Origin of the sequence: Stenotrophomonas sp. 1337, assembly GCF_031455455.1 — a bacterium.
GTDB classification, from domain to species: Bacteria; Pseudomonadota; Gammaproteobacteria; order Xanthomonadales; family Xanthomonadaceae; genus Stenotrophomonas; species Stenotrophomonas indicatrix.
Map to the genome: position 1 here is coordinate 39,110 of NZ_JAVDSR010000003.1, position 23,335 is coordinate 62,444.

At 65.8% G+C, this 23,335-nt stretch carries 21 protein-coding genes; 8 read left to right on the forward strand and 13 right to left on the reverse strand.

Annotated features, from left to right (window positions below; genetic code table 11):
- Window positions 1-35 precede the first annotated feature (35 nt).
- Window positions 36-338 carry a GNAT family N-acetyltransferase gene (locus J2X70_RS06185; RefSeq protein ID WP_025876743.1) on the reverse strand — a complete coding sequence of 101 codons (303 nt, stop codon included), beginning with the start codon at window positions 336-338 and terminating at the stop codon, window positions 36-38.
- Window positions 339-546: 208 nt separating this feature from the next.
- On the opposite strand from J2X70_RS06185, the gene J2X70_RS06190 reads away from it, so the two are divergent.
- Window positions 547-708, forward strand: coding sequence for a hypothetical protein (locus J2X70_RS06190; protein ID WP_162887673.1), 162 nt, complete (start codon window positions 547-549; stop codon window positions 706-708).
- A 58-nt stretch (window positions 709-766) separates the two neighbouring features.
- Here the strand turns inward: J2X70_RS06190 and J2X70_RS06195 are convergent, their stop codons facing one another.
- Window positions 767-1,393, reverse strand: coding sequence for a rhomboid family intramembrane serine protease (locus J2X70_RS06195; RefSeq protein ID WP_309909470.1), 627 nt, complete (start codon window positions 1,391-1,393; stop codon window positions 767-769).
- Between the two features lie 7 nt (window positions 1,394-1,400).
- The gene (locus J2X70_RS06200) at window positions 1,401-2,966 is read right to left on the reverse strand and encodes an oligopeptide:H+ symporter (protein ID WP_025876741.1); all 1,566 of its coding nucleotides are present in this window, start codon (window positions 2,964-2,966) and stop codon (window positions 1,401-1,403) included.
- Window positions 2,967-3,128: 162 nt separating this feature from the next.
- On the opposite strand from J2X70_RS06200, the gene J2X70_RS06205 reads away from it, so the two are divergent.
- The gene (locus J2X70_RS06205) at window positions 3,129-3,965 is read left to right on the forward strand and encodes an endonuclease/exonuclease/phosphatase family protein (RefSeq protein ID WP_309909473.1); all 837 of its coding nucleotides are present in this window, start codon (window positions 3,129-3,131) and stop codon (window positions 3,963-3,965) included.
- A 113-nt stretch (window positions 3,966-4,078) separates the two neighbouring features.
- Here the strand turns inward: J2X70_RS06205 and J2X70_RS06210 are convergent, their stop codons facing one another.
- Window positions 4,079-4,690 (reverse strand): superoxide dismutase, encoded by a 612-nt coding sequence (locus tag J2X70_RS06210; RefSeq protein ID WP_005410310.1) that lies wholly within the window; start codon window positions 4,688-4,690, stop codon window positions 4,079-4,081.
- A 220-nt stretch (window positions 4,691-4,910) separates the two neighbouring features.
- Here J2X70_RS06210 and J2X70_RS06215 point away from each other — a divergent pair, with 220 nt between their 5' ends.
- Both J2X70_RS06215 and J2X70_RS06220 read left to right on the forward strand, forming a co-directional pair.
- Complete coding sequence (locus J2X70_RS06215; RefSeq protein WP_309909475.1) at window positions 4,911-5,375, forward strand: ribonuclease domain-containing protein; 465 nt, start codon at window positions 4,911-4,913, stop codon at window positions 5,373-5,375.
- The gene (locus tag J2X70_RS06220) at window positions 5,372-5,785 is read left to right on the forward strand and encodes a barstar family protein (protein WP_309909477.1); all 414 of its coding nucleotides are present in this window, start codon (window positions 5,372-5,374) and stop codon (window positions 5,783-5,785) included. The genes J2X70_RS06215 and J2X70_RS06220 overlap by 4 nt, the downstream gene beginning before the upstream one ends.
- A gap of 122 nt (window positions 5,786-5,907) precedes the next feature.
- Here the strand turns inward: J2X70_RS06220 and J2X70_RS06225 are convergent, their stop codons facing one another.
- Both J2X70_RS06225 and J2X70_RS06230 read right to left on the reverse strand, forming a co-directional pair.
- On the reverse strand, window positions 5,908-7,662 hold the full coding sequence (locus J2X70_RS06225) for a hypothetical protein (protein WP_309909479.1): 1,755 nt from the start codon (window positions 7,660-7,662) through the stop codon (window positions 5,908-5,910).
- A 10-nt stretch (window positions 7,663-7,672) separates the two neighbouring features.
- Complete coding sequence (locus tag J2X70_RS06230; RefSeq protein ID WP_301865781.1) at window positions 7,673-8,272, reverse strand: NfuA family Fe-S biogenesis protein; 600 nt, start codon at window positions 8,270-8,272, stop codon at window positions 7,673-7,675.
- A gap of 90 nt (window positions 8,273-8,362) precedes the next feature.
- Here J2X70_RS06230 and J2X70_RS06235 point away from each other — a divergent pair, with 90 nt between their 5' ends.
- The 3 genes from J2X70_RS06235 to zupT all read left to right on the forward strand — a co-directional run bounded on the left by J2X70_RS06235 (window position 8,363) and on the right by zupT (window position 10,033).
- The gene (locus tag J2X70_RS06235; RefSeq protein ID WP_025876725.1) at window positions 8,363-8,713 is read left to right on the forward strand and encodes a 4a-hydroxytetrahydrobiopterin dehydratase; all 351 of its coding nucleotides are present in this window, start codon (window positions 8,363-8,365) and stop codon (window positions 8,711-8,713) included.
- The gene (locus J2X70_RS06240) at window positions 8,710-9,126 is read left to right on the forward strand and encodes an energy transducer TonB (protein ID WP_025876723.1); all 417 of its coding nucleotides are present in this window, start codon (window positions 8,710-8,712) and stop codon (window positions 9,124-9,126) included. Before J2X70_RS06235 ends, J2X70_RS06240 begins: the two co-directional genes overlap by 4 nt.
- Before the next feature lie 97 nt (window positions 9,127-9,223).
- Window positions 9,224-10,033 carry a zinc transporter ZupT gene (zupT, locus tag J2X70_RS06245; protein WP_309909482.1) on the forward strand — a complete coding sequence of 270 codons (810 nt, stop codon included), beginning with the start codon at window positions 9,224-9,226 and terminating at the stop codon, window positions 10,031-10,033.
- Between the two features lie 61 nt (window positions 10,034-10,094).
- On the opposite strand, the gene J2X70_RS06250 is transcribed toward zupT, so the two are convergent.
- Together J2X70_RS06250 and J2X70_RS06255 are read right to left on the reverse strand one after the other, a co-directional pair.
- Window positions 10,095-10,928 carry a TIR domain-containing protein gene (locus J2X70_RS06250; protein WP_309909484.1) on the reverse strand — a complete coding sequence of 278 codons (834 nt, stop codon included), beginning with the start codon at window positions 10,926-10,928 and terminating at the stop codon, window positions 10,095-10,097.
- Between the two features lie 573 nt (window positions 10,929-11,501).
- Window positions 11,502-12,476 (reverse strand): RluA family pseudouridine synthase, encoded by a 975-nt coding sequence (locus tag J2X70_RS06255; protein ID WP_309909486.1) that lies wholly within the window; start codon window positions 12,474-12,476, stop codon window positions 11,502-11,504.
- 406 nt (window positions 12,477-12,882) lie between these two features.
- On the opposite strand from J2X70_RS06255, the gene J2X70_RS06260 reads away from it, so the two are divergent.
- Window positions 12,883-16,113: an Rne/Rng family ribonuclease gene (locus tag J2X70_RS06260; protein ID WP_309909488.1), complete on the forward strand. Its 3,231-nt coding sequence runs from the start codon at window positions 12,883-12,885 to the stop codon at window positions 16,111-16,113.
- Between the two features lie 115 nt (window positions 16,114-16,228).
- Here J2X70_RS06260 and J2X70_RS06265 read toward each other — a convergent pair whose 3' ends face one another.
- Genes J2X70_RS06265 through J2X70_RS06285 form a run of 5 tightly spaced genes read right to left on the reverse strand, consistent with a single transcriptional unit; the run spans window position 16,229 to window position 23,331 of the window.
- Window positions 16,229-17,113, reverse strand: a complete 885-nt coding sequence (locus J2X70_RS06265; RefSeq protein ID WP_309909490.1) for an endonuclease/exonuclease/phosphatase family protein — start codon at window positions 17,111-17,113, stop codon at window positions 16,229-16,231.
- Window positions 17,114-17,115: 2 nt separating this feature from the next.
- Window positions 17,116-20,283: a discoidin domain-containing protein gene (locus J2X70_RS06270; RefSeq protein WP_309909492.1), complete on the reverse strand. Its 3,168-nt coding sequence runs from the start codon at window positions 20,281-20,283 to the stop codon at window positions 17,116-17,118.
- Window positions 20,280-21,116 carry a carbohydrate ABC transporter permease gene (locus tag J2X70_RS06275; protein WP_105164373.1) on the reverse strand — a complete coding sequence of 279 codons (837 nt, stop codon included), beginning with the start codon at window positions 21,114-21,116 and terminating at the stop codon, window positions 20,280-20,282. The genes J2X70_RS06270 and J2X70_RS06275 overlap by 4 nt, the downstream gene beginning before the upstream one ends.
- Window positions 21,113-21,994 (reverse strand): sugar ABC transporter permease, encoded by an 882-nt coding sequence (locus J2X70_RS06280; protein ID WP_025876513.1) that lies wholly within the window; start codon window positions 21,992-21,994, stop codon window positions 21,113-21,115. The genes J2X70_RS06275 and J2X70_RS06280 overlap by 4 nt, the downstream gene beginning before the upstream one ends.
- A complete protein-coding gene (locus tag J2X70_RS06285; RefSeq protein ID WP_309909670.1) occupies window positions 21,991-23,331 on the reverse strand; it encodes a sugar ABC transporter substrate-binding protein in 1,341 nt (446 codons plus the stop codon). The genes J2X70_RS06280 and J2X70_RS06285 overlap by 4 nt, the downstream gene beginning before the upstream one ends.
- Window positions 23,332-23,335: the final 4 nt, after the last annotated feature.

The following is a 23,335-nucleotide window of genomic DNA, read 5'->3' on the forward strand; positions in this document are numbered from 1 at the left end:
ATCGCCTGCCCTGGCTGAAGGGTGGCCCGCTGGATTCAGCCCACAAGCAGATCGTGGTACTCCTCGTGCCGCTGCAGGAAGGCCTCGGCATAGGCACATGCCGGCACCACCTTGTACTTCTGCTCACGGGCGAAACGCAGTGCGACCCGGGTCAGCTCACCGGCAATGCCGCGGCCGGCGATCGGCTCGGGCACTTCGGTATGGGTGATGACCATCCGCCTGCGCTTGATCTGGTACTCCAACAGTGCCACCTGCCCACGCACACGGGCGGTGAAACGGTGGTTGACCTGATCGTGTTCGACCTCGTAAGCCAGACCGGGGGGCGTGACCGAAGCCATGGGACTGTCTCCTGCGGCGACTGCGTGGATGGTGCGCACGCGGGCGCCATGATCGCGTGAAGTCTGAACAGGGACAAGTCTGCGCCCGTTGCGTCAGTTGTTGCCCTCAAGCTTCAGGCCAACCGGCCGCTAACCCCTCTGCAGGGGTGCGCCAGCCTGGCATGCCCCTTGCGACAGTTGACCAAGCGATCTGCCGTGGAGGCCCGTGATGCACCCCAGCGATTCCCAATCCGATACCGATCACGCCCTGCTGGAGGGCCTGCTGCAACTGGCCGTGGAGGGACAGACCGAAGACCAGGCGTTCCAGAGCATCGGCGAGGAAGTCTTCTCCCGCCTGCTCGATACCTACGGTCAGCAGACCCGGGCCTGACCCGGAGCGGGACCGCAGCCCCGGGGGTCGGATCCAGTGGATCCGACCCCGGCCACCCTCAGCCGCCGCCGAGGCGGAAGGTCGGGTTGGACAGTTCGCGCAGGAAGTGACTGAAGATGCTCGGCTGCATGGCCAGCATGAAGATCACGCCGAACGCGGCACCGGCCAGGTGCGCGCTGTGGTTGATGCGATCGCCACCGCGCTTGTCCATCCAGATGCTGTAGCCGACGTAGAACGCGGCATAGACGATCGCCGGCGCCGGGATGAAGAACACCAGGATGATCGACCACGGCTTGATCAGGATGAAGGCGAACAGCACCGCCGACACCGCCCCGGACGCACCGAGGCTGAGGTAGTTCGGGTTCTTCTGGTTCTTCAGGTAGCTGGGCAGGATCGAGACCAGCAACGCACCGACGTAGAACGCCGGATAGACCAGGTAGCTGCCGGTCAGCTGCACCATCACGCTCTCCATGAACCCCCCGAAGAAGAACAGGGTGATCATGTTGAAGATCAGGTGCGACCAGTCGGCATGGATGAAGCCGTAGGTGATCAGGCGGTCGTACTGGCGGTGGCGATCCACCGCCGGCGGCCACAGGATCAGGCGGTCGGCCAGCTTGCGGTTGTTGAACGCCATCCACGACAGGATGGCGGTGATGGCGATCAACAGCAGATTGACGGGGGTCATGTCAGGCTCAGGCGGTGCGGTAGTTGTCGACCATACGATAGCGTCGTGCATACCAACCAAAGGCCAACGCCGCGATGAAGGCGAAGCCGGCGAAGAAGAACATCAGGAATGCCGCCTCGCTCAACCCGGTCCCCGCGATCTGGTGGGTCACCGTCTCGTTGCGTACGGCCGCATTGGACAGCAGCACCCACAGGTTGCCGATGGTGGTGGTCAGGTTCCAGAAGCTCATCACCACGCCCTTCATCGCCTGCGGGGCCTGGCTGTAGGCGAACTCCAGGCCGGTGGCCGAGACCAGCACCTCACCGAAGGTCAGCAGCGCGTACGGCAGCATCTGCCAGAAGATCGACATCGCATTGCCACCATCCATCACCACCTGGATGCCACCCACCACGATCCAGGCCAGGCCGCTGAAAGCGATGCCGGCGGTCATCCGGCGCAGCGCGGTGGGCTCGAAACCGAAGCGGCGCAGGGCCGGGTACAGCACCAGGTTGTTGAACGGAATCAGGATCATCACCAGCAGCGGGTTCAGCGCCTGCATCTGCGAGGCGGTGAACCAGCTCGGCATCTGCATCTGCTGGCCCTGCAGCACCCAGGTCGAGGCTTTCTGGTCGAACAGCGAGAAGAACGGCGTGGTCAGGGCGAAGATCACCAGCACGCGCAGCACCGAGCGCACGCCTTCCACGGCTTCGGCAGGATGCTGGCCGCGCGCGCGGTCCAACTGCAGCCAGGTGCCACCACCGATGCCTGCCAGGATCGAGACCAGCGCCAGGCACAGGCAGATCACGATGCCGAGCGAGCCGACCAGGCCGAACGAGGCCACCGCCAGCACCAGGCCGAGCACGGCGATCACCAGGCCCGGACGGCCCTGGCCGGCCACCCGCGTGGTCAGCGCGGTGCGCACCACATTGGCGAACGAATGCGGGTCCTTGGGCGGCAACGGCACCAGCACGTAGCGCTTGCGGCCCAGCCAGAACACGAAGGTGGCGATGAACATCAGGATGCCCGGAATACCGAACGCCCACTGCGGGCCCCAGTTCTTCAGCACCAGCGGGATCAGCAGCGAGGCGAACAACGAGCCGAAATTGATGATCCAGTAGAAGGCGTCGAAGACGATCTTGGCCAGGTGCTTGTTGCTCTGGTCGAACTGGTCGCCCATGAACGAGGCCACCAGCGGCTTGATGCCACCGGCGCCCAGCGCGATCAGGCCCAGGCCGAGGAAGAAGCCGCCACGGCTGCCCTCGAACAGCGCAAGGCACAGATGGCCCATGCAGTAGACCAGGCTGAACCACAGGATGGTGTGGTACTTGCCGAAGAACTTGTCGGCCAGCCAGCCACCGAGCAGCGGGAAGAAATACACGCCGATCATGAAGCTGTGCATGATGTCCTTGGCTTCACCGGCACGGCCTTCGGCCGTGATTTCCTGCAGCAGCAGGGAGGTGATCAGGAACTGCACCAGGATGTTGCGCATCCCGTAGAAACTGAACCGCTCGCAGGCCTCATTGCCGATGATGTACGGGATCTGGCGCGGCATCTTTCCCTGGCCGGCGATGGGGGCGACTGCGTCGTGGCTCATCCTGTAAGGCATTCCTGCAAAACGAAAGGCGCAAGAGTACCGGAACCTGTGCGTGCGAAGCACGCTGCAGGGCTGCATGACAGGCGCGCCAAAGCATGGCAGGCATGTGCGGCCCTGCCGGAAGTCACGGAACCTGCACGGCAAAAGCGTAAACTTATCGTTATGCGCCCCCTCCCCTTTGCCCGCATCCTGTCCAGCTGCCTTGCCCTCATGCTGGCCGTGCCTGCATTGGCACGACCGCAGGCGCCGCCGGCCGCCAGCCTTGCCACGGAGGTGCGGCAATTGACCGTCGCCGCGCTGGAACTGCCCAGCCGTGATGAAGGGCAATGGAAGCAGCGCCGCGAACAGGTGCTGCAGCTGCTGACCGATCTGCAGCCGGATGTGATCTCGGTGCAGCAGGTCCTGCAGCAGCAAGGGCGCAACCCGGCCTGCTGGTTGGCCAGCCGGCTGCGCTACAGCTGCGATTTCGTCACCGCAGACCCGCCGAGCCAGCCGGTCCGGCATGGCAACGCGATGCTCAGCCGGCTGCCGGTCAGCGAGGACGGCGTCACCCTGCTGCATCCGCCGGGCACCTTCAGTGCCGCCGGCATGATGCGCCTGCGGCTGGGCGACAACGACGTCAACGTCTACGTCGCGCGCCTGCGGCCGGAGCCGGATGAGGCCACGGCCCGACAACATCAGACCAGCGACCTGATGACCTGGATCGGCGCCACGGCCGAGGGCATGCCGAGCCTGATCGCCGGGGATTTTTCCGCAAGCACCGTCGAGCTGGTGCGCAGCACCCCCGGCTTCCAGCCGGCCCGGCGCAATCCCGGCGCACCGGCGGCCAGCGGCGGCGGCGCCAGTGGCCATGGGCTGGATGTGCTGTTCCAGGTCAAGCACTTCGGCGGCATCCGCCAGCAGGCGATCATGCTGCCCGCCGATGGCGACCTGCCCGGCCTGCGCCTGGGCGTGATGGCGACGCTGCGGCTGCAGGACGTGGCTGCCACCACCGAATGAGAGCCATGAGGTTGCCGGCCAGCGGCCGGCACTACCGATGCGCAAAAAAAAAAGGCCGGGGTCTCCCCCGGCCTTCTGTTGAAGCCGCCGGGCATGGCCCGGCGCTACCGTTCTCAGGCGATCGCTTCCTGGTAACGGCGCTCGACTTCGTTCCAGTCGATGACGTTGAAGAACGCGCCGATGTATTCCGGACGACGGTTCTGGTACTTCAGGTAGTACGCGTGTTCCCACACGTCCAGGCCGAGGATGGGGGTGTTGCCTTCCATCAGCGGGCTGTCCTGGTTGCCGGTGCTCTCGACCACGACCTTCTTGTCCGGGGTCACGCTCAGCCATGCCCAGCCGCTGCCGAAACGGGTCAGCGCAGCCTTGGTGAAGGCGTCCTTGAACTTGTCGAAGCCGCCCAGGTCCTTGTCGATGGCCTTGGCCACGTCGCCCACCGGGTTGCCGCCAGCATTCGGAGCCATCACGGTCCAGAACAGCGAGTGGTTGGCATGGCCGCCACCGTTGTTGCGCACCGGACCCTGCAGGTTCTCGGGCAGCGACTTCAGCTTCTTCACCAGTTCTTCGACCGGCAGGTCAGCGTACTCGGTGCCTTCCAGCGCCGCGTTGACGTTGTTGATGTAGGTCTGGTGATGCTTGGTGTGATGGATTTCCATCGTCGCCGCATCGATATGCGGTTCCAGCGCGTCGTAGGCGTAGGACAGCTTGGGCAGGGTGTAGGCCATGATGCATCTCCTGATTGCGAGGGCACCCGACGGTGTCGGGCGTTGCGCGGTGAATGATGGGGACAGACCGCCAGATTACCAAGGGGGATGTAAAGGAAATTGCGTCCTGCAGGTGAGCATGCCGGCAATTGTTACGCAGCGGTGACGCGGCGCGCGCCCTCATGCAGGGTGCAGCGCGCAGGCGCTACAGTGGGCGCACCACCCTTGCCTGCTCCTGCCCATGCGCAACCCTCGGCTGTTGATCACTGCCATCGTCCTGCTGCTGCTCGGCCTGGTCGTCAATCATTTCCTGCAGCGGCCGCCGCCGCCGCAGTTCGCCCCCGACCTGCAGGGCACTCCGGCGGCCAACGCACCGGCGCTGCGCAGCAACAGCAACAGCGACAGCGACAGCGGCCTGCCCGGCTTCCTTCCGGTCGAGGCCCGCCAGACCATCGCGCTGATCCAGCGCGGCGGCCCGTTCCCGCATCGGCAGGACGGCAGCACCTTCGGCAACCGCGAACAACAGCTGCCACAGCGCCCGCGTGGCTACTACCGCGAGTACACCGTCGACACGCCCGGTGCAGGCACCCGCGGCGCGCGGCGCATCGTCACCGGTGGCAACCCGCCCGATGCCTGGTACTACACCGATGATCACTACGAATCGTTCCGCAGCTTCACCGTACCGGCCTCCGGAGAACGCCCATGAGCCACGATGATTTCGGCCTCGGCCTGCATGACATCAACAATGCCGGCGTCTACGCGATCGACAGCTCCGATATCAGCGCGCTGTCGGCAGCGATGCGCGATGCCGACCTGAAGGTGATCCGGATCGACCTGGATGGCGTGGGCGACAAGCGCACCCTGCTGGCGCGGCTGGCCGCCCAGCTTGATTTCCCTGCCGGCTTCGGCGGCAACTGGGATGCCCTGTCTGACAACCTGCGCGACCTGCAATGGCTGCCGGCCCATGGCTATGCGCTGTTCCTGGCCGACGTCGATGCCCTGCGCGCCGGTGCAGGCAAGGAGTTCGAAACGCTGCTGGACATCCTGGATGAAGCCAGCCGTGACTGGGTAGGTCGCGACGTCCCGTTCTGGGTGTTCCTGTCACAGAGCGAATGACCTGGTAGAGGCCGACCTTGGTCGGCATGCACGTGAAGCCCATGGATCATCCACGCATGGCGTGGATCTACCCGGCGCAGCTGGATGCACAGTAGATCCACGCCATGCGTGGATGCGGCACCCTACCGGCTGCCGTTATCTTCCTGCAGCTCTTTCTTGAACGGGATATCCGGCGGCGGACGCGCCACTGCCGGCTGGTCCTGCATGTTCGGATCGGTGAGGCCACAGCCGCCACCGGCCTGCAGGATCGAGATCACGCAGGAAATCTTCGTGCTGGTACCCGGCAACGGAATCTCCATTGCCTTGACGCCCTTGCGCACCCACTCGGCGAGCAGCGATTCCTGCGGCACCCAATACTTGTCGAACGAGGTAGGCGTGTAGTCGTACGGCGGCCGCTTCAGCCATTTGCCGGACTCGGCGATGCGCTCCTTGCTCCAGCCGTCGTTGGCCCCACCGGGTGCGCCACGCTCGGCCTTGCCAGCCCCGTCCTGGCCGGCCACGCGTACGCTGCCGTCAGCGTTGAACAGACCATCGCCCTTGCCCGCACTGGTTTGCGCGGCGCCTTGGTTGGCACCGTCGCGATTGCGGCTGGAGGCGCCCCAGTCGTCACCGCGGGCGGGCGTTGCCCAGTTGCCCGGGGCCGGTGCCGGACGGGCGCCCGCCTGTGCGGCGGCGGTACTGGTCGTCGCAGGGCGCGCCACGCTGGCGCTGTTCTGGGCCGAACTGCCGGACGGTGCCGGCGTCGGCGTGGTCGCGCTGCCTGCCGCAGTCGACGCGGCAGGTTGCGGAGCGGCAGCAACCTCCCGTTCGCGCACCTGCACCTCGCGCCCGGCAGGCGCACGCACCGTGGGCTCGCGCCCTGCAACGGTGGCCATGCGCACCTGCGGATCGGTCATCGCCTGCACTTCGCGCTCGCGCACCTGCACGTCGCGCTGCGGCACGCGTACCTGGATGTCGGTGGTGCGCATCGGCTGCGGCGCCACCGGCGCTTCAACCGTGCTGATTTCGCGCTCCTGCACCTGTACATCGCGCACGCGGGGAGCCTGCACTGCCACCTCGGGCGTGCGTACCGGCGTTGCTATCGGCGCAGCCTGTACCGGCTGCACGCTGCGCTCGCGCACCGTCGGAATGGTGTCGCGAGGCACGATGCTGACCTCGGTGCGCGGCAGTGCGACCGGCGGCACCACGAATTCGGCGGTCGCCTCTGCAACTTCGGTGGCCTGTACCGGTGAGGGCGGCGGTGCGGCCACCGGCGCCGGCTCCACCTCGGGCGGCGGCGGCACGCTTGCGGTCGGTGCCGTGGCAGCGGCAGTGGAAGACGGCGCAGGTGCAGACGGTTGCGGCCGGGGCGCTGTCGCCGCTCCGGCATCCTGGCCTGCGGCTACAGCACCGGCCTCCGCGGCGGCAGCCGCCTCGGCACCGGGCTGGTCGCCGCCGCCTTCCTGTGCAGCACGGCCGACGAATTCAATCTGCACGCGCTCACCCTCGCTGCCCTGCTCGTCCGGCGAAGACGTGCGGATCACCGCCACCCACAGCAGCAGCAGGAAGAACAACAGATGCAGCAACGCGCTGAGCAGCGCCGAGGTCCAGCGCATCCAGCGCTGGTCACGCGGCGCCGGATCCCAGTCCTGCCAGAACAGGCGACGCAGGGACGCCCATGGCCCCAGCCCCGGCAAGCGCCCCGGAGGCCCGGGCAGCGGCCGCGGCAGCAGCACTGCGATCACCTCGCGCGCGTGGAGCGGACGCGGCAGCGGCGTCAGCGTCCGCAGCCAGATCGCCCAGCCGTACGGCAGGCCAGTGCTCTTCTCGAGGATGGGCGGTCGCTGCTGGCGCGCCAGCAGCAGGTCGATGAGTTGCTCGGCTCTGGGCAGAGGCACGCGTTGGCGATCAGGCGGCGTTGCCGCGCGGAATATACGGAGCGTGGCCGCTGTCGTGATCGGTAGCATCACGCACCGCAGTCACCCCCGGCACACGGCCCATCAAGGTCTTCTCGATGCCCTGCTTGAGGGTGACGTCGGCCATGCCGCAGCCCTGGCAGCCACCGCCGAAGCGCAGCAGCACCACGCCGTCGGCCGAGACTTCCTGCACGGCGACCTTGCCACCGTGCGAAGCGAGCTGCGGATTGACTTCGTTTTCCACCACCCAATGCACGCGCTCGACCAGCGAGGCGGCATCGCCGGGCGCTTCGCCCTTGATCCGCGGCGCCTTGATCGTCAGCTGCTGGGTACCAGCGGTACCGGCCACGATGTCGATCTCCGCGCCATCGAGCCAGCCAACGCTGCTTGCGTCGACATAGAGCGTGAAGCCATCACAGTCCACCGCCCACTCGTCGCCGAGCAGATCGGTCGGCTCGGCGAACTCCAGCCGGGCGTCGGCACGCGGGGTGCCAGGATCGACCGCACTCAAGCGCACGCCCATGCCGGGCACGCCCTCGCGTTCGATCAGCTTGCGGAAATGGGTCTGGGCAGTGTCGGAGATCTGGATCATCAGGCTATTCTAGCCAAGTAAGCGTCAGCCGCTCATTCGATTTATACACCGGCCGGCGCATTGTTCAGTCAACACGAGGTGGAGGAACCCATGGCCGACCTGATTCCGCTGGCACAGGCCCGTTGCGTGCCGCGCAAGGGCAGCGACCACAAGCTGGGCGAGGCCCGCCTGGCCGAACTGCTGCCGCAGGTTCCCGGCTGGGAGCTGGCCGAGGCCGGCCAGGCGCTGGTGCGCACGTTCCGCTTCAAGGATTACTACGCCACCATGGCCTTCGTGAACGCGCTGGCCTGGATCGCTCACGGCGAGGACCATCACCCGGACCTCGGCGTCCACTACGACCGTGCCGTCGTCCGCTATTCTACCCACGACGTGGGCGGCCTGAGCGAGAACGACTTCATCTGCGCAGCGAAGACTTCGGCCCTGACGGAGCAACTGAAATGAACGTGCGATTGCTGAGCCTGTCCCTGCTTGCCGTGACCGGCCTGGCCGGCTGCGGCACCTCCGAACCGCCGGCAGCACCGGCTGCCGCACCCACCGAAGTGGCTGCGGTGAAAACCCCGCCGCCGCAATACCCGCTGGAACTGGCCTGCACCGGCGTGGGCGGTACCAGCACCTTCAAGGTGGTGATCGGCACCGACGGCAAACCCAGCGAGGTCACCCTGCTGACCGGCGCGGGCAACCCGCAGCTGGACGATCTGGCCAAGACCGCCGTGCAGGGCTGGCAGTTCAAGGCAGCCACCCGCAATGGCGAGGCCGTGCCGGCCACGATCCAGGTGCCGGTCAGCTTCAACCCGCCGCAGCCCAAACCGGACCAGTGCTTCGCCATCGAAGAAAGCCTGCGCCGCGGCGGCTGATCGCCTGCCGGTGACGAGGCCAGCCGACGCCCGCCTCGCCTTTGCCGCCCCGGCCCGTGCCGGGGCGATTGCTTGATGACAAGGAACGCGTCGGTACATGCTGCAGATTCACCCCGAAAACATCTGGATCGCCCTGGCGGTCACCCTCGCTGCGGGCCTTGCCACCGCCATCGGCAGCCTGCTGGTGCTGTTCTCGCGTCGCCCCAATCCGCGCCTGCTGGCCTTCGGCCTGGCCTTTGCCGGCGGCGCGATGGTGTACGTCTCGCTGTCGGAGATCCTCAACAAATCCATCGCCTCGTTCGCGCTGGCCTATGGTGAGCGCACCGGCTTCACCTACGGCACCCTCGCCTTCCTGCTGGGCGTGGTGGTGATCGTGCTGATCGACCACTTCATTCCCAACCCGCATGACAGCTTGGACAAGCAGGACCCGGCCTTCCGCGAGAACAGCCGCGAATACCTGAAGCGGGTCGCCCTGCTGACGTCGGTGGCGATCACCGCGCACAACTTCCCGGAGGGGCTGGCAACGTTCTTCGCGACGCTGGAGAGCCCGTCGGTGGGCATGCCGCTAGCCTTCGCCATCGCCATCCACAACATTCCCGAGGGCATCGCCATTGCGGTGCCGGTGTACTTCGCCACGCAGAACAAGTTCTACGCGTTCGCCGCCAGCCTGCTGTCAGGCCTGGCCGAGCCTGTGGGCGCGGCAATCGGCTATGTACTGCTTTCCGGCTCGCTGTCCCACGCCACGTTCGGCTGGGTGTTCGGCCTGATTGCCGGTGTGATGGTGTTCCTGGCGCTGGACGAGCTGCTGCCGGCGGCCAAGCGCTACGCCAAGGGCCACGAGACCGTCTATGGCCTGGTGGCCGGCATGGGTACGCTGGCGATCAGCCTGGTGCTGTTCAAGTGGTGAGCATTAAGACTCACCACTTGAATCCAGACTCCGAAGTTGAAGCCCCTCAGAAGCTATCAGATCAGAACGGTATATCCGCCTCTTCTTCAGACTGACTTCCAATCACGTCGTAGTCCAACCGGACAAGGTCGGCGATCAGCTTGTCCATCTCGTCCGAAATCCCCTTGTATTTCCCGGCAATATAGACGAGTGGCTTGTGCGACTTTTTCATCAGCTCTAGAGCATCCTGGTATCCGGACAACTCTCGAGCCTGATCATCATGCAACTCAATATGATTTTCAACTAGCTCCTGGATTGCCCGTGCCGGAATGGAAGGTCGCCCCTGCAATCTTTGCATGGACCTATTGATCGTGAGAATTTCCTCGATTAGCTCACGCTCTGTACGTACCGGTTCAGATGACCCACTACCTGAGGCATCGGATATCTGCTCAATTCTCGCCTGAAGATCGGGCCACCATTTGTCAAAGACAGCATCCAATGTCTTAGCCGGCAACCGGGCATCTCCGAGCTTCGCATTAATCAGCGAAATCAACTTATGGAAGTCGGCCCGCTCAAAGGACGTCGCTTGAAACTGCTTAAGCGGCCCAGACAGGTCGGTGGGAGCTATTCCAAAGATGACAGGGCAGACGTGAGACTTATCGAGACTCTTTGACAGCGCGCCAGCCTCAAAGAGAATCCAGTCAGAGTGAAGATTATCCCGTGTAACACATATCAATCCAACTTGAGACTGCTCAAGCTCTTTGGCGATATCAGATGACCAACGCGCCCCCTTCTCGATGTCCGTGGGGGTAAAGTAGGGGCTGACCATCTGAATTACTGCAGGCAGCCAATCCCGAATTGCCTCTGCATACTTCTTACTCTGCTCGCCAGACCAGCTAATGAATACTCTTACCATTTAGTTCATCCTTGTCAAATAGTGAATCTGAGACCGCGAGAATTGATGCCACACGATGCTTCTGCGACACAACGGACTTAGCGGCACTAGCATGCTTAGCTTTAATCCCCCCCCCCTGAATTCTTAGCACTGAGACTGATCTGCACTGCCCTGCGTCGAGTCCAATTCGAGAATAGACGGGCATTGCTCAATGTACTTCACCACACATCGCCCCTCTGCCGCTGAGGGAACAAAAAGCAAGAGCCTTCACTTCGCGCGTGAGTCGAGCGTTGCTCGACTCTACAAAGGCTGCGTGCAGCCTGGGGTCTACGCTGCGGCTGTCGGGTCCGCCTTGTAGCGAGCCGAGCACCGCAGGTCCGACGAGGGCGAAGAGGCGCGGGTGTTTGAGCGCAGCGAGTTCCGCGCCGCCCCTCGGCGGACCGAGGAGCACAGGGCACCAGCGCGCAGCGCTGGCTCGCGGATGGCGGCGTGTTTCTTTGGTTACTTTCTTTGCACGAGCAAAGAAAGTGACAAGCCCACTTATCGCAGGGAAACGACGGCTCCAGCCAAACGCCCGGCGCCGCCGAACCGCCCTTAGCGAAGTCGATCCAGCGCCTCGACCAGCTCATCGGCCAGCGGCGCGTTCAGCACATACGGGCTCTTGCCGTCGTCCAGCGCGAACTCCAGCGACGCGGCATGCAGGAACAGGCGCTTCAGCCCGATCTGCTCACGAAGCCGCTTGTTGACCGCAGGATCGCCGTATTTGTCGTCACCGGCTACCGGATGCCCCAGATGCTGGGCGTGCACGCGGATCTGGTGGGTGCGGCCGGTTTCGATGCGCACCTCGCAATAGGAATGGCCGCCCTTGCGCTCCAGCACCCGGAAATGGCTGATGGATTCCTTGCCGATCGCGTTGACCTGCACATGACGCTCGCCGCCCTGGCGCAGGCCCACGTGCAACGGCGCGTCGACCGTCATCACCCCGTCCGGCATGCGCCCGGCCAACAGGGTCAGGTAGCGCTTGCGGATACCGGCGCCGTGGTCTTCACGCAGCAGTGCCTGCAGCTCGCTCAGTGCCGAACGCTTCTTGGCCACGATCAACAGGCCCGACGTGTCACGGTCCAGCCGGTGGACCAGTTCGAGGGTCTGCCCGGGGCGCAGAGCGCGCAGGGTCTCGATGGCGCCGAAGCTGATGCCGCTGCCACCATGGCTGGCGACGCCCGTCGGCTTGTTCAGCGCCAGCAGCCGGGCATCTTCGAAGACGATGGCCTGCTCCAGCCGACGCATGAACGCCTCGGGCGGACCCGCCTTGTCTCCCTCTTCGCTGAGACGAACCGGCGGTATCCGCACTTCGTCGCCGGCCTCCAGCTTGCGCTCGGCCTTGGCGCGGCCGCCATTGACGCGCACCTGGCCGCTGCGGACCAGCTTGTAGACCAGGCTGCGCGGGGCACCCTTGAGCTGGCCGAGCAGGAAATTGTCCAGGCGCTGGCCGGCGCGGTCGGCCGGAACGGTGATCATGCGCACGGAAGGCTTGTCGCCGGCCGGCTTGGTGGAGTCTTGTGCAGTCATCAGCCTGTTTATTCTGTTACACTCGGGGGGCGAGATAAGGGATTGATTTCGTTGGAAGTTACTCAGGGCCAGAAGCCCCGCTTCCGACGAATCCGGCACAGTGCGCGACCACCGCCCGCGGGGCGGCCATGTTAGCGGCTCACCGGCGTTCCCGGCCATCGCCGATTGCCTGACACGCAGTCGCGCTGAACATGTCCCGTGCGGCGCTCCAGCCTGGCTGACAGCTGCCTCCGGCCCTGCAACACCCAAAACCAGAAAATTGAAGCGCTCCCGCGGCCTGCCGTGGTGTCGTAGCGCTGGAAACCCAAGCCGCCCTCCCCGCGCTTGCGCGAATGGGCGGCGAGCCGTGTCCAGAGGCGAAACTCCATGGCGTTCCGCGCGGTAGCCGCTTGCGAGGAACGCAACAATGAAGCGAATGCTGATCAACGCCACGCAGGCTGAAGAGCTGCGTGTTGCCATCGTGGATGGCCAGTCGTTGTATGACATCGACATCGAGCAGCCGTCCAAGGAACAGAAGAAGTCCAACATCTACAAGGGCCGGATCTTCCGCATCGAGCCCTCGCTGGAAGCGGCCTTCGTTGAATACGGTGGTGGCCGCCATGGCTTCCTGCCGCTGAAGGAAATCTCCCGCGATTACTTCCAGGCCGGTGTCGACCACAACAAGGCCGGCATCCGCGAGCTGCTGAGGGAAGGCCAGGAAATCGTCGTCCAGGTGGACAAGGAAGAACGTGGCAACAAGGGCGCCGCCCTGACCACGTTCATCTCCCTGGCCGGCCGTTACATGGTGCTGATGCCCAACTCCCCCAGTGCCGGCGGTGTTTCCCGTCGCATCGAGGGTGAAGACCGGGCGGCCCTGAAGGACGCTCTGGACAAGCTGAACATCCCCGACGAAATGGGCGTCATCATCCGTACCGCCGGCGTCGGCCGCGATGCGGAAGAGCTGCAGTGGGATCTGGATTACCTGCTGAACGTCTGGCGCGCCATCGCCGAAGCCGCCCTGAGCAAGCCGGCCCCGTTCCTGATCTACCAGGAATCGCGCCTGATCGTGCGCGCCCTGCGTGACTACCTGCGCGCCGACATCGGCGAGATCCTGGTGGACACCGAGGAAATGTACGAGCACGCCAAGGAGTTCATGCAGCAGGTGATGCCGCAGACCCTGCGCAAGCTCAAGCATTACAAGGACGACATCCCGCTGTTCAACCGCTTCCAGATCGAATCGCAGATCGAAGGCGCCTACGAGCGCAACGTGCGCCTGCCGTCGGGCGGCTCGATCGTGGTCGACCAGACCGAAGCGCTGACTGCCGTCGACGTCAACTCCTCGCGCGCCACCAAGGGCAGCGACATCGAGGACACCGCGTTCCAGACCAACCTGGAAGCGGCCGAGGAAGTGGCCCGCCAGCTGCGCCTGCGCGACCTCGGCGGCCTGGTGGTGATCGACTTCATCGACATGGCTTCCAACAAGCACCAGCGCGAAGTCGAGAACCGCCTGGCCAACGCGCTCAAGTACGACCGTGCACGCGTGCAGGTTGGCCGCATCTCGCGCTTCGGCCTGCTGGAAATGAGCCGCCAGCGCCTGCGTCCGAGCCTGGGCGAATCCAGCCAGATCGTCTGCCCGCGTTGCGACGGCCATGGCCGCATGCGCAGCGTCGAGTCGCTGTCGCTGTCGATCATCCGCGTCGCCGAAGAGCATGCGATGAAGGAGAACACCGGGCAGGTGCTGGTACAGGCCCCGGTGGAGATCGCCAATTACCTGCTGAATGAAAAGCGCGGCGCGCTGGGCGAAATCGAGAAGCGCCACGAGGCGCCGATCGTGATCGTTGCCGACGAACAGCTGCACACCCCGCATTACACCGTCACCCGCCTGCGCGACAACGAGCTGGGCGAGGAAAGCGGAAAGCCGAGCTACCAGCGTGGTACCCCGCGCAAGCTGCCGGTGCACGCGCTGACCAAGGGCCAGCTGAACATCCCGCCGCCGATGGTGACCCAGGTCAAGCACAACTCGCCCGCCCCGGTGCGCGAGGAAGTGGAACCGGTCGCCGCCCCGGCACCGGCACCGGTGGCCGCAGCGGCCCCGGCAGCCGCCGCCAGTGGCGGCGTCGTCGGCTGGCTCAAGCGCATCTTTGGCGGCGAGCCCGCTCCCGCTCCTGCGCCGGCACCGGCCGCGCGCCAGCAGCAGGATGGCGGTCGCCGTGACCGCAACAAGGATCGCAACAAGGACCGCAAGGACCGTCGCGAGGACAGCCGTGGCAACGGCGGCAATGGCAATGCGCAGCAGCAGAAGGACGGCGGCAACCGCAAGGACCGCGGTGAGCAGCGCAAGGATGGCCGCAACGGCGGCAGCCAGGCCAATGGCAATGGCCAGCAGCAGCCGCAGCAGCAGGGCAAGCCGAAGGATGCCCAGCAGCCGCAGCAGCAGAACAAGCCGCGCAACGAACAGGGCCAGGGGCAGCAGCAGCCGAAGCTGAAGCAGCCGAGGCAGCCGCGCCCGCAGGACGGTGACAAGCCGGCCGAGAAGCCGCAGCGTGCCGCTGCCGAAGCCCCGGCCGATGTCGTGACCGCTGCCGCTGCCGTGGCTACCACGACTGCGGTTGCGGCCACGGTTGCGGTGCAGGAAGAAAAGGCACTGGCACCGGCCGTCGCCACTGAAAACGTGGTCGACACCGTCGCGGCCGTGGACACCGCCGCAACGACCGATGCCGAGGTCGTGGTTGCGACCGGGGCTGCCGAGGATGCTGCGGCCGATGCCGCAGGCGATCAGACCGGCGAAGGCGCAACCCGCCGCCGCCGTGGCCGTCGCGGTGGTCGTCGTCGTCGTCGTGGTGGCGCCGAGAACGCTGCAGGTAGTGACGTACTGGGTGATGACCTGGACGACGGCGATGATGCCGAAGGCGAGGACAACGACGGCGATTCGGTCGAGCAGACCGCCCCGGCTTCGGTCGGCGCACCGGCAGCCGCCGTGCAGCCGTCGCGTTCGCAGCCGGAATTCGATTTCGATGACGAAGTCGAGCCGGCCGCCGCTGATGCCGGCAAGCCGGCACGTGCGCCGGTTGCAGTGGCTGCCGCGGTTGCCCCGGTTGCTGCCGTAAGCAGTGCCGTGGTCGAGGCAGCCGCTCCAGTGGCCGCCGCAGTGCAGACTCCGGCTCCGGTGGAAGCAGTCGCCAAGGTCGAACCGGCCCCGTCGCCGGTGCAGACCAGCATGCTGGATGCCATCGATGCAGCGACGCCGGTGCAGCCGGCGCCTGAAGCGGCTCCGGTGATCGAGGCGAAGCCGCCGGTGACCGAGACCGCTGCTGCGATCGAAGCAGCTCCGGTCGCTGAACCGACCGCGGTGGTCGAAGCCGCACCGGTGGCCGAGCCGAAGCCGGTGGTGGCCGATGTTGCGCCGGTGGTTGAAGCTGCTCCGGCAGTCGAACCGAAGGCCGAGGTTGAAGTCGCCCCGGTCGCCGAGCAGCCGGCAGCCCCAGTGGCTGTCGAAGCCGCACCGGTGGACGCCGCTGCGCCGGTCGCCGATGCGGTCGTGCCGGCGCAGGTCGACCCGATCGCCGATGGCCATGCCGACGCTGCCGCACAGGCCGCCGACGCGCAGGCGTCGGAAGAAGACGAAGACGCCGGCAAGCGCACGCCACCGGTCGCCTGATCGATCCTTGATCGGCAAGAACGAAACGGCGGGGATCGATGATCCCCGCCGTTTCTGTTTGTGACGTATCAGATGCCGTAGCGAACGCCTGCCGCGTCGTCACGCGATGCCGTTATCAGGGCTTCGGCGCGAACTGCAGCCGGGTCCACACCCCGTAGTGATCGGAGGCCCAGCGGCCGCCGTCATCAGGCTGGTCGAACAGGATCTTCGCTTCGCGCGCGACCATCTCGTCCTGCTGGAAGAAGATGTGGTCGATCCGCGACGGCGCCTGGTAGTAATGGCGGTTGAGCGTGCTCACACCCGCCAGGTCGGTGTTGACGTGCACGCTGCCGTAGCTGTCGCCGTAGTGGCTGCGCAGTTCGCTCAGATCGCCGGCATCGACCAGGGCGTTGAAGTCGCCGGCAATCACCACCGGTGCCCCCGCAGAACTGCCGGCGATGAAACGCAGCAGATCCTCGACCTGGTTGCGGCGGATGCGCTGGCCGGCGTCGTCACTGCGCTCGTTGAGATGGGTGGCATAGACATTGACCGGCCTGCCGTCCACGTCGATACGCAGATGGGCCACGGTGCGGTAGTCATCCAGCGGCAGCAGCAGGTGCTCGCCATGCGCCAGGATCGGGCGCCGGGTCAGCAGCGCATTGCCATAACGCTTGGGTGCACCCACCGGATCGGTGGACACGAATACGTACCGGTAGCCGAGCTGGCTGGCCAGCCACTGCGCCTGGTTGCGCACGTTGCGCTTCTGGATCACCTCCTGCAGCGCGACGGCATCGGGCTGCAGGCGCTTGAGCTCGGCCACGATCGTGCGACGACGGCTGGGCCAGTCCTCGCGGTCGTGGTGCAGGTTGAATGTGACCATGCTCATGCCGGGCTCGCCGACCGCTGTGGCCGCGCCAGCCGCGCTGGCCAACTCAGCGGCTGGCGCCAGCACGGGCAGGGCCAGCGCGATCGCCAGCCCCAGCGCGCACAAACCGCGACCGATTCCGAGCGGGCCTCGCATGCTTACTTTTCCTTGCGTTCGGCGCGGCGCACCGCGCTGGGCACATCGATCTCGACGCGTGCCGGCAACTGGTGCACATGCAGCTCGTTGTTGACCCATTCCGCCGCCTCGCCGTTGACCGTCGCCTGGCCCGGCTCGCCTGCATACGGCCATGGCAGCACCACGCCACCGGCCGGCGGCACCAGCCCGGGCTGCACTTCCAGCACCAGCTGCTTGTCGCTGCGCTGCAGGCGATAGTTGAGCTGCCCCTGCGGCGTGCGCAGGCCCTGCACGGCAATGCCCTCGCCCTGCAGCCACGCCACCGGGATACCGGCGGCCAGCACCAGCGCCTCATCCGCATCGCGGTTGTAGCCGAACATGTCCAGTGCCGAACGGACGAAGTCCGAGGCCACCCAGGCATGCGGCAGGTCACCCACGAAGAACGGCTTGCGCGGCGTGCGCGAGACGACCTCGGCCCACTGGTTCCAGGCCTGCGGTGCACGATCCTTGAAGAAGAACTCGGTGGCCTGCCAGGCACGATCACGCCATCCCAGGCGCACGAACGCGGCGACGTTGCGCCATTCGTACGGCGTGTAGTCCTTCCATTCGCGCTTGCCATCGCGGCGCCCGACGAATTCGTTCCAGTAACGCTGGAAGGTCGCGTCCAGCGCCTCCTGCGGCAACCGCCCCTGCTCGCCGCCGGGCGCCAACGCGATCGTGGTGGAGGTGGCGTCGAAGTCACCCAGCTCGGCCGAGCCCGGCAGGTAATCAATGCGGTGCTGCTGCATGGCCGCCAGCAGCGAGGCCTGCAGGTCATCACGGAACTGATCGCGCGACTCGCTGATCTGCATCGCCTCGACCTTGCCCAGCTGCGCCGCCAGTTGCGCGGCGTCCTTGTAACCGCGCAGTGCCCAGAAGTTGTCCCAGTACGAATGCATCGGCTTGGCCGAATAGCCCTCGTGGCTGATCGAGGCCGGCATCATCCCGTAGAAGGCAGGATTGCGCGCGCGGTTCTCCTCGGTGCGCTCGCTGCCCCGCAGTTGCTCCATGTAGCTGTAGGCGCCCAGCACATGCGGCCACATCTGCTCGAGGAAGGCCGTGTCGCCGGTATAGCGGCCGTACTCGGCGATGTTGTAGATCAGTTCGCCGTGGCTGTCGTTCTCCGGCACCGGGTCGCTGCCACGCGCATCGACGCAGCACGGCACCTTGCCGTTTTCAAACTGATAGGGCGCATACCAGGTCACGTAGTCACGCACGGCATCGCTGCGCCCCATCCGCAGCAGGCCTTCGGAGATCATCGCGCCATCGCGGATCCAGCTGCGTGCATAGGAGCGCGTACCGGGCTGCAGGCGCGGGCCGACCCGCGAGATCAGCATGTGCGCCACCGCGGTGCGCAGGGTTTCCACCAGCGGTTGGCCGGCGGCGGGCACCTGCAGGGTCACCACGCCCAGCTTGTCGCGCCACATCGTCGCCACCTGCTGCTGTGCCTTGGCCACGTCCAGCGCCTGCGGCGCCCAGCTGCCGGTCTGCGGCAGCACGATCGCCACCTCGCGGCTCTGCCCGGGTTCGAGCTTGATCGTGTACATCAGTGCGCCGGACGCCATGCCGGTCGGGTCCTTCACCGCAGTAGTGCCGGGCAGCTTGCCGCTGGCCAGGTGCATCGCATCCAGTTTGCCGTCGAAGCTGCTGGCAAAGCGCGCATCCGGTACCTGCAGGGGATACAGCCGCGGTTCGCCATTGATGCGCACCAGCTGCTCGCCCACGTCCAGGCTGTCGATGCGGCTGAAGCCGCCCACGGTGTTGAGGAACTGGGTGGGGGGATTGACCTGCCACGGGCGGATCGCCAGGGCCAGGGTGTATTCGTGCGCGACCTTGTCCGGATTGCTCAAGCGGTAGCGCCCGATCAGCTGGGCGCGTTCGGGCGTGCCCTGCACGAAGCTGGTCACCGACAGGCCGGCCTTCTCGTGCACCCAGTCGACCGTGGCGATCGGCAGGTAACGATCCTGCAGTGACTGGCTGATGGCAACGTTCGACCAGTCAAGCAGCTTGCCGTCGAGGCGGATGAACGGCTCGATGCTGAAGCTGCCCTTGGCCGGCTCCAGCGCACCGTCCTCGCTGATCAACGCCTGTTCCTGGCCGCCGTCCAGGCCAAGCAGCGTCCAGTACGGCTGCTCGCCAACGTAGGCGCGCGGCAACGCGCCACGCGGCAGGTCGGCCGCCACCGAGGACAGGAAGGCATTGGGAGTCGCGGCGAACGCCAGCGGCTTCAGGGTGATGTCACGGATGCCGTAGCGCCAGTTCGGCCCGCCCTGCAGGTCGAAACGCACGTAGCGCGCATCGGTGTCGGGCAGTGCCAGCCAGTCCCGGCCTCCGGCACCTGCGGTCACTTCGCGCACGGTACGCCAGTCACGGCCATCCTCGGAGGTACGCACGGTGTAGCGATTGGCTTCCAGGTCGGGCAGCCAGTCGATTACCGCACCGCCGATCTCGCGGTTCTTGTGCAGGTCCAGGCTGATGGTCTGCTGCTTGACCCCGCCACTGATCCAGAAGGTATCGGACTTGCCGTCGATCATCCGGTCCTGCAGCGCGGTTGCGGTATCGGCGATCACCGAGGGCCGCAGCGCCGAATCATCCTGCGCGGGCAGCCCCTGCAGGGTCAGCTTGTCGAAGCACACGGTACCGCGACCGCCGACCTTGCTGTAGATCGTGAATTCCATCGACGCGCTGCGCGCCATGTCCTTCTCTGGCGATGGCCCCCAGGCCTTGTCGATCTGCCGGCGGCGGTATTCCACCGGCGTCCACGCCTTGGGGAAGGCATAGCCGGGGCGGTTGACCCACCACACGTTGTCGCCGCTGGCGTCGATCAACTTGAACTGCAGGTCATTGGACGGCGAATCACCGCGCAGCTGGAAGCCGAAACGATAGTTGGCCGGGTACTCGATGTTCAGTGGACGACGGATGCCGACGTAACCGGAGACCTCATGGAAGTCGTAATCCAGGCACAGCGCGCGGCCACCGCCAGCGCCACTGACCGGCCGCAGCGAGCCGCTGACCTGGTCGGACAACACCAGCTTCCAGGCGCTGATGTCGTCGAAATCATCCAGCACCTTCGGCGCGGGCAGCGCCGGTGGTGCGGCGATCGCCAGGGAAGACCACAACAGGCCCAGTCCAACGGCGATCGCACGCATCATCCCTTCACACTCCCCAGCAACAATCCTTGGATGTAGTACCGCTGCAGCACCAGGAACAGCGCCAGCACCGGAACCACGGTGACCACTGCGCCGGCCATCATCATTTCCACGTCCATGATGTGTTCGCGCGAGAGGGTGGCCAGGGCCACCGGCAAAGTGTAGTGCTCCTGGTCGGTCAACACGATCAAGGGCCACATGAAATCGTTCCAGGCGCCCATGAAGGTGAAGATCGCCAGCGTCACCAGCACCGGCTTCAGCATCGGCAGCACGATCTGGAAGAAGATCCGCAGCTCCCCTGCCCCGTCGATGCGTGCCGCTTCCAGCAGCTCATCGGGAATCGAGCGGGCGTACTGGCGCACCAGGAAGATGCCGAACACGCTGGCCAGCGCCGGCACGATCACGCCGCCGAAACTGTTGACCAGGCCCAGCTGCTTCATCAACAGGAACAGCGGCAGCATCGCCACCTGTGCCGGGATCACCAGCGCCGCCATCAGCACCTGGAACAGGCGCTCACGGCCGGCGAAGTGCAGCTTGGCGAAGGCATAGCCGGCCATCGTGTTGAGCAGCAGCGAACCGAGGGTGATCGCCAGCGACACCAGCAGGCTGTTGGCGAAGTTGCCGCCCATGCCGGTGCGCGCGAACAGCTCGGTGTAATTGTGCGTGGTGATGCTGGACGGCAGCAGCGGCGGCGGGAAATGGGTGGCCTCGCCCTGCGGCATGAACGACACCGACAGCATCCACAGCAACGGTGCCAGGCTGACCAGGGCCAGCACCAGCAGCGCGCCATTGATCATCCACGGGTGCCAGCGTGACTGGCCGATTTCACGACTCATACCAACTGCCTCTTGCGGCCAAAGCGCAGCATCACGGTGGTCACCGCCAGGATGATCAGGAACAGCAGGAACGCCACAGCCGAGGCGCGTCCCAGGTTCCACCACTTGAAGCCTTCCTCGAACATGAAATACAGCACGCTGACGGTGCTCTGCAGTGGGTCGCCGCGGGTCATCACATAGGGTTCGGCGAACAGCTGGAAGTACCCGGATACGGTGATCACCCCGACCACCAGCAGCACCGGGCCGAGCATCGGCAGGGTGATGTGCAGGAACTGCTTCCAGCGCGAGGCGCCGTCGATGCGCGCGGCCTCGTACAGGTCATGCGGGATCGCCTGCAGGCCGGCCAGGAAGATCACCATGTTGTAGCCGAAGTTCTTCCACACCGCGAACAACATGATGGTCGGCATCGCCCAGTTGGGATCGCCCAGCCAGTCGATCGGGCTGATGCCAAGATGGCCCAGACCGTAGTTCACCAGGCCATAGCTGGTGTGGAACAGGTAGCGCCAGATCACCGCCACCGCCACCAGCGTGGTCACCACCGGGGCGAACAGCGCGGTGCGGAACAGCGCCTTGAAGCGCGCGGCCGGGGCATTGAGCAGCATCGCCGCGCCCAGCGATACGCCGATCGACAACGGCACGCCGATCACCACGAAATAGGTGGTGTTCCACAGCGACTTCCAGAACATCGGGGTCTGCAGCAGGTCGATGTAGTTGCCAAGACCCACGAAGCGCAGGTTGCTGCTGTCGGCCAGCGCATACAGGTCGAAGTCGGTCACGCTCAGCGCCAGCGCCGAAGCCACCGGCAGGCCGAAGAACACACCAAGCACGATCAGCGAGGGGCCGGCGAAGATCCAGCCGGCAAGCGAAGTACGTTTCATTGCGGGCTCCCGGCCGCGACTGCACTGGTCGAACCCGAGGGGGGTGCGCTGCGCTGCAGGCGTTGTTGTTCATGCATCCAGCGACGCTTGGCCAGCACCTTGTCCACGCGCTGGTCCAGTTCGGCCACGGCCTTGTCCTGCGGCAGGCCACCACGCACCACCTGTTCGGTGACGATGCGCATTTCCTGCACGATGCGCTCCCATTCGAGCACCTTCGGGGTCGGCTTGACCCGCTCCAGCTGGTCTCGGAAGGCGGCGGCAAGTGGATCGTTGGCCAGCGACGGCGCATTCCAGGTGCTTCGACGCGGCGGCAGGTCGCCGATGATCGCGTGGAAGCGCGCCTGGATTGCCGGCCGCGACAGGAATTCGATCAGCTTCCAGGACGCTTCCTTCTGCTGCGACTTGCGGAAGATCACCAGGCTGGTACCACCGGCGATGCCCGCGCCCGGACCGTCCGGACCCGGCAGCGCGGCCGTGCCCCACTGCCCTTCCAGTTCCTTCGGCTGCAGCTTCTTGAACTCGCGGATGTTCCAGGGGCCGGAAATGTAGAACACGTTGAAGCCGCGGAAGAATTCATCCCAGACGTTGGAGATCTGCGTCTCGGACATCTTCGGCGCCCAGCCCTGCTCGAACATGTTGGCGTAGAACCCCAGCGTGCGGCGGAAGCCGGGGCTGGAGAAATTGCCACGGGTGTCGTCGTCGCGCAGCAGCGGATCGGGCTGCTGCAGGGCCAGCGACAGCTGCTGCTCGAACTCGTTGATCGGCATCAGCACCGCATAGCGGTTCGGGCCCTGCATGCGCTTGATCGCGGCCATCTGCTCGTCCCATTCGGCCCAGGTGCGCGGCGGATGGTCGAAGCCGGCCTTGGCCAGCAGGTCCTTGCGGTAATAGATCAGGCGGGTATCGACGTACCACGGCACCCCGACCAGCTCGTCGTGGATCACGTTGGTATCCCAGATGCCCTGGAAGTAGTCCTTCGGATCGACCACGGTCGAGCGCTGCACGAACGGCTGCAGCGGCGTGAGCGCGTTGAGTTCGGCGAACTCGGGCACCCAGGTGTTGCCGAGCTGGCACACATCGGGCAGGCCATCGGCGGCAAAGGCGGTCAGCAGCTTTTCGTGCGCGGCCGTCCAGGGGATGTTCTGCACATCGACCTTGATGCCGGGGTTCTCCGCTTCGAATTCGTGGATCAGCTCGCTGACCACTTCCGCCTCGCGGCCCATCGCCCAGAAGCGCACGGTAGTGGTGCCCTGCTCCTGGCGGGCACAGCCGGCCATGACCAGCGCGGCCAGTGCAGGCAATGCCCAGCGTCGCAGGCGGTGTTTCCAGTCGTGCACCTTG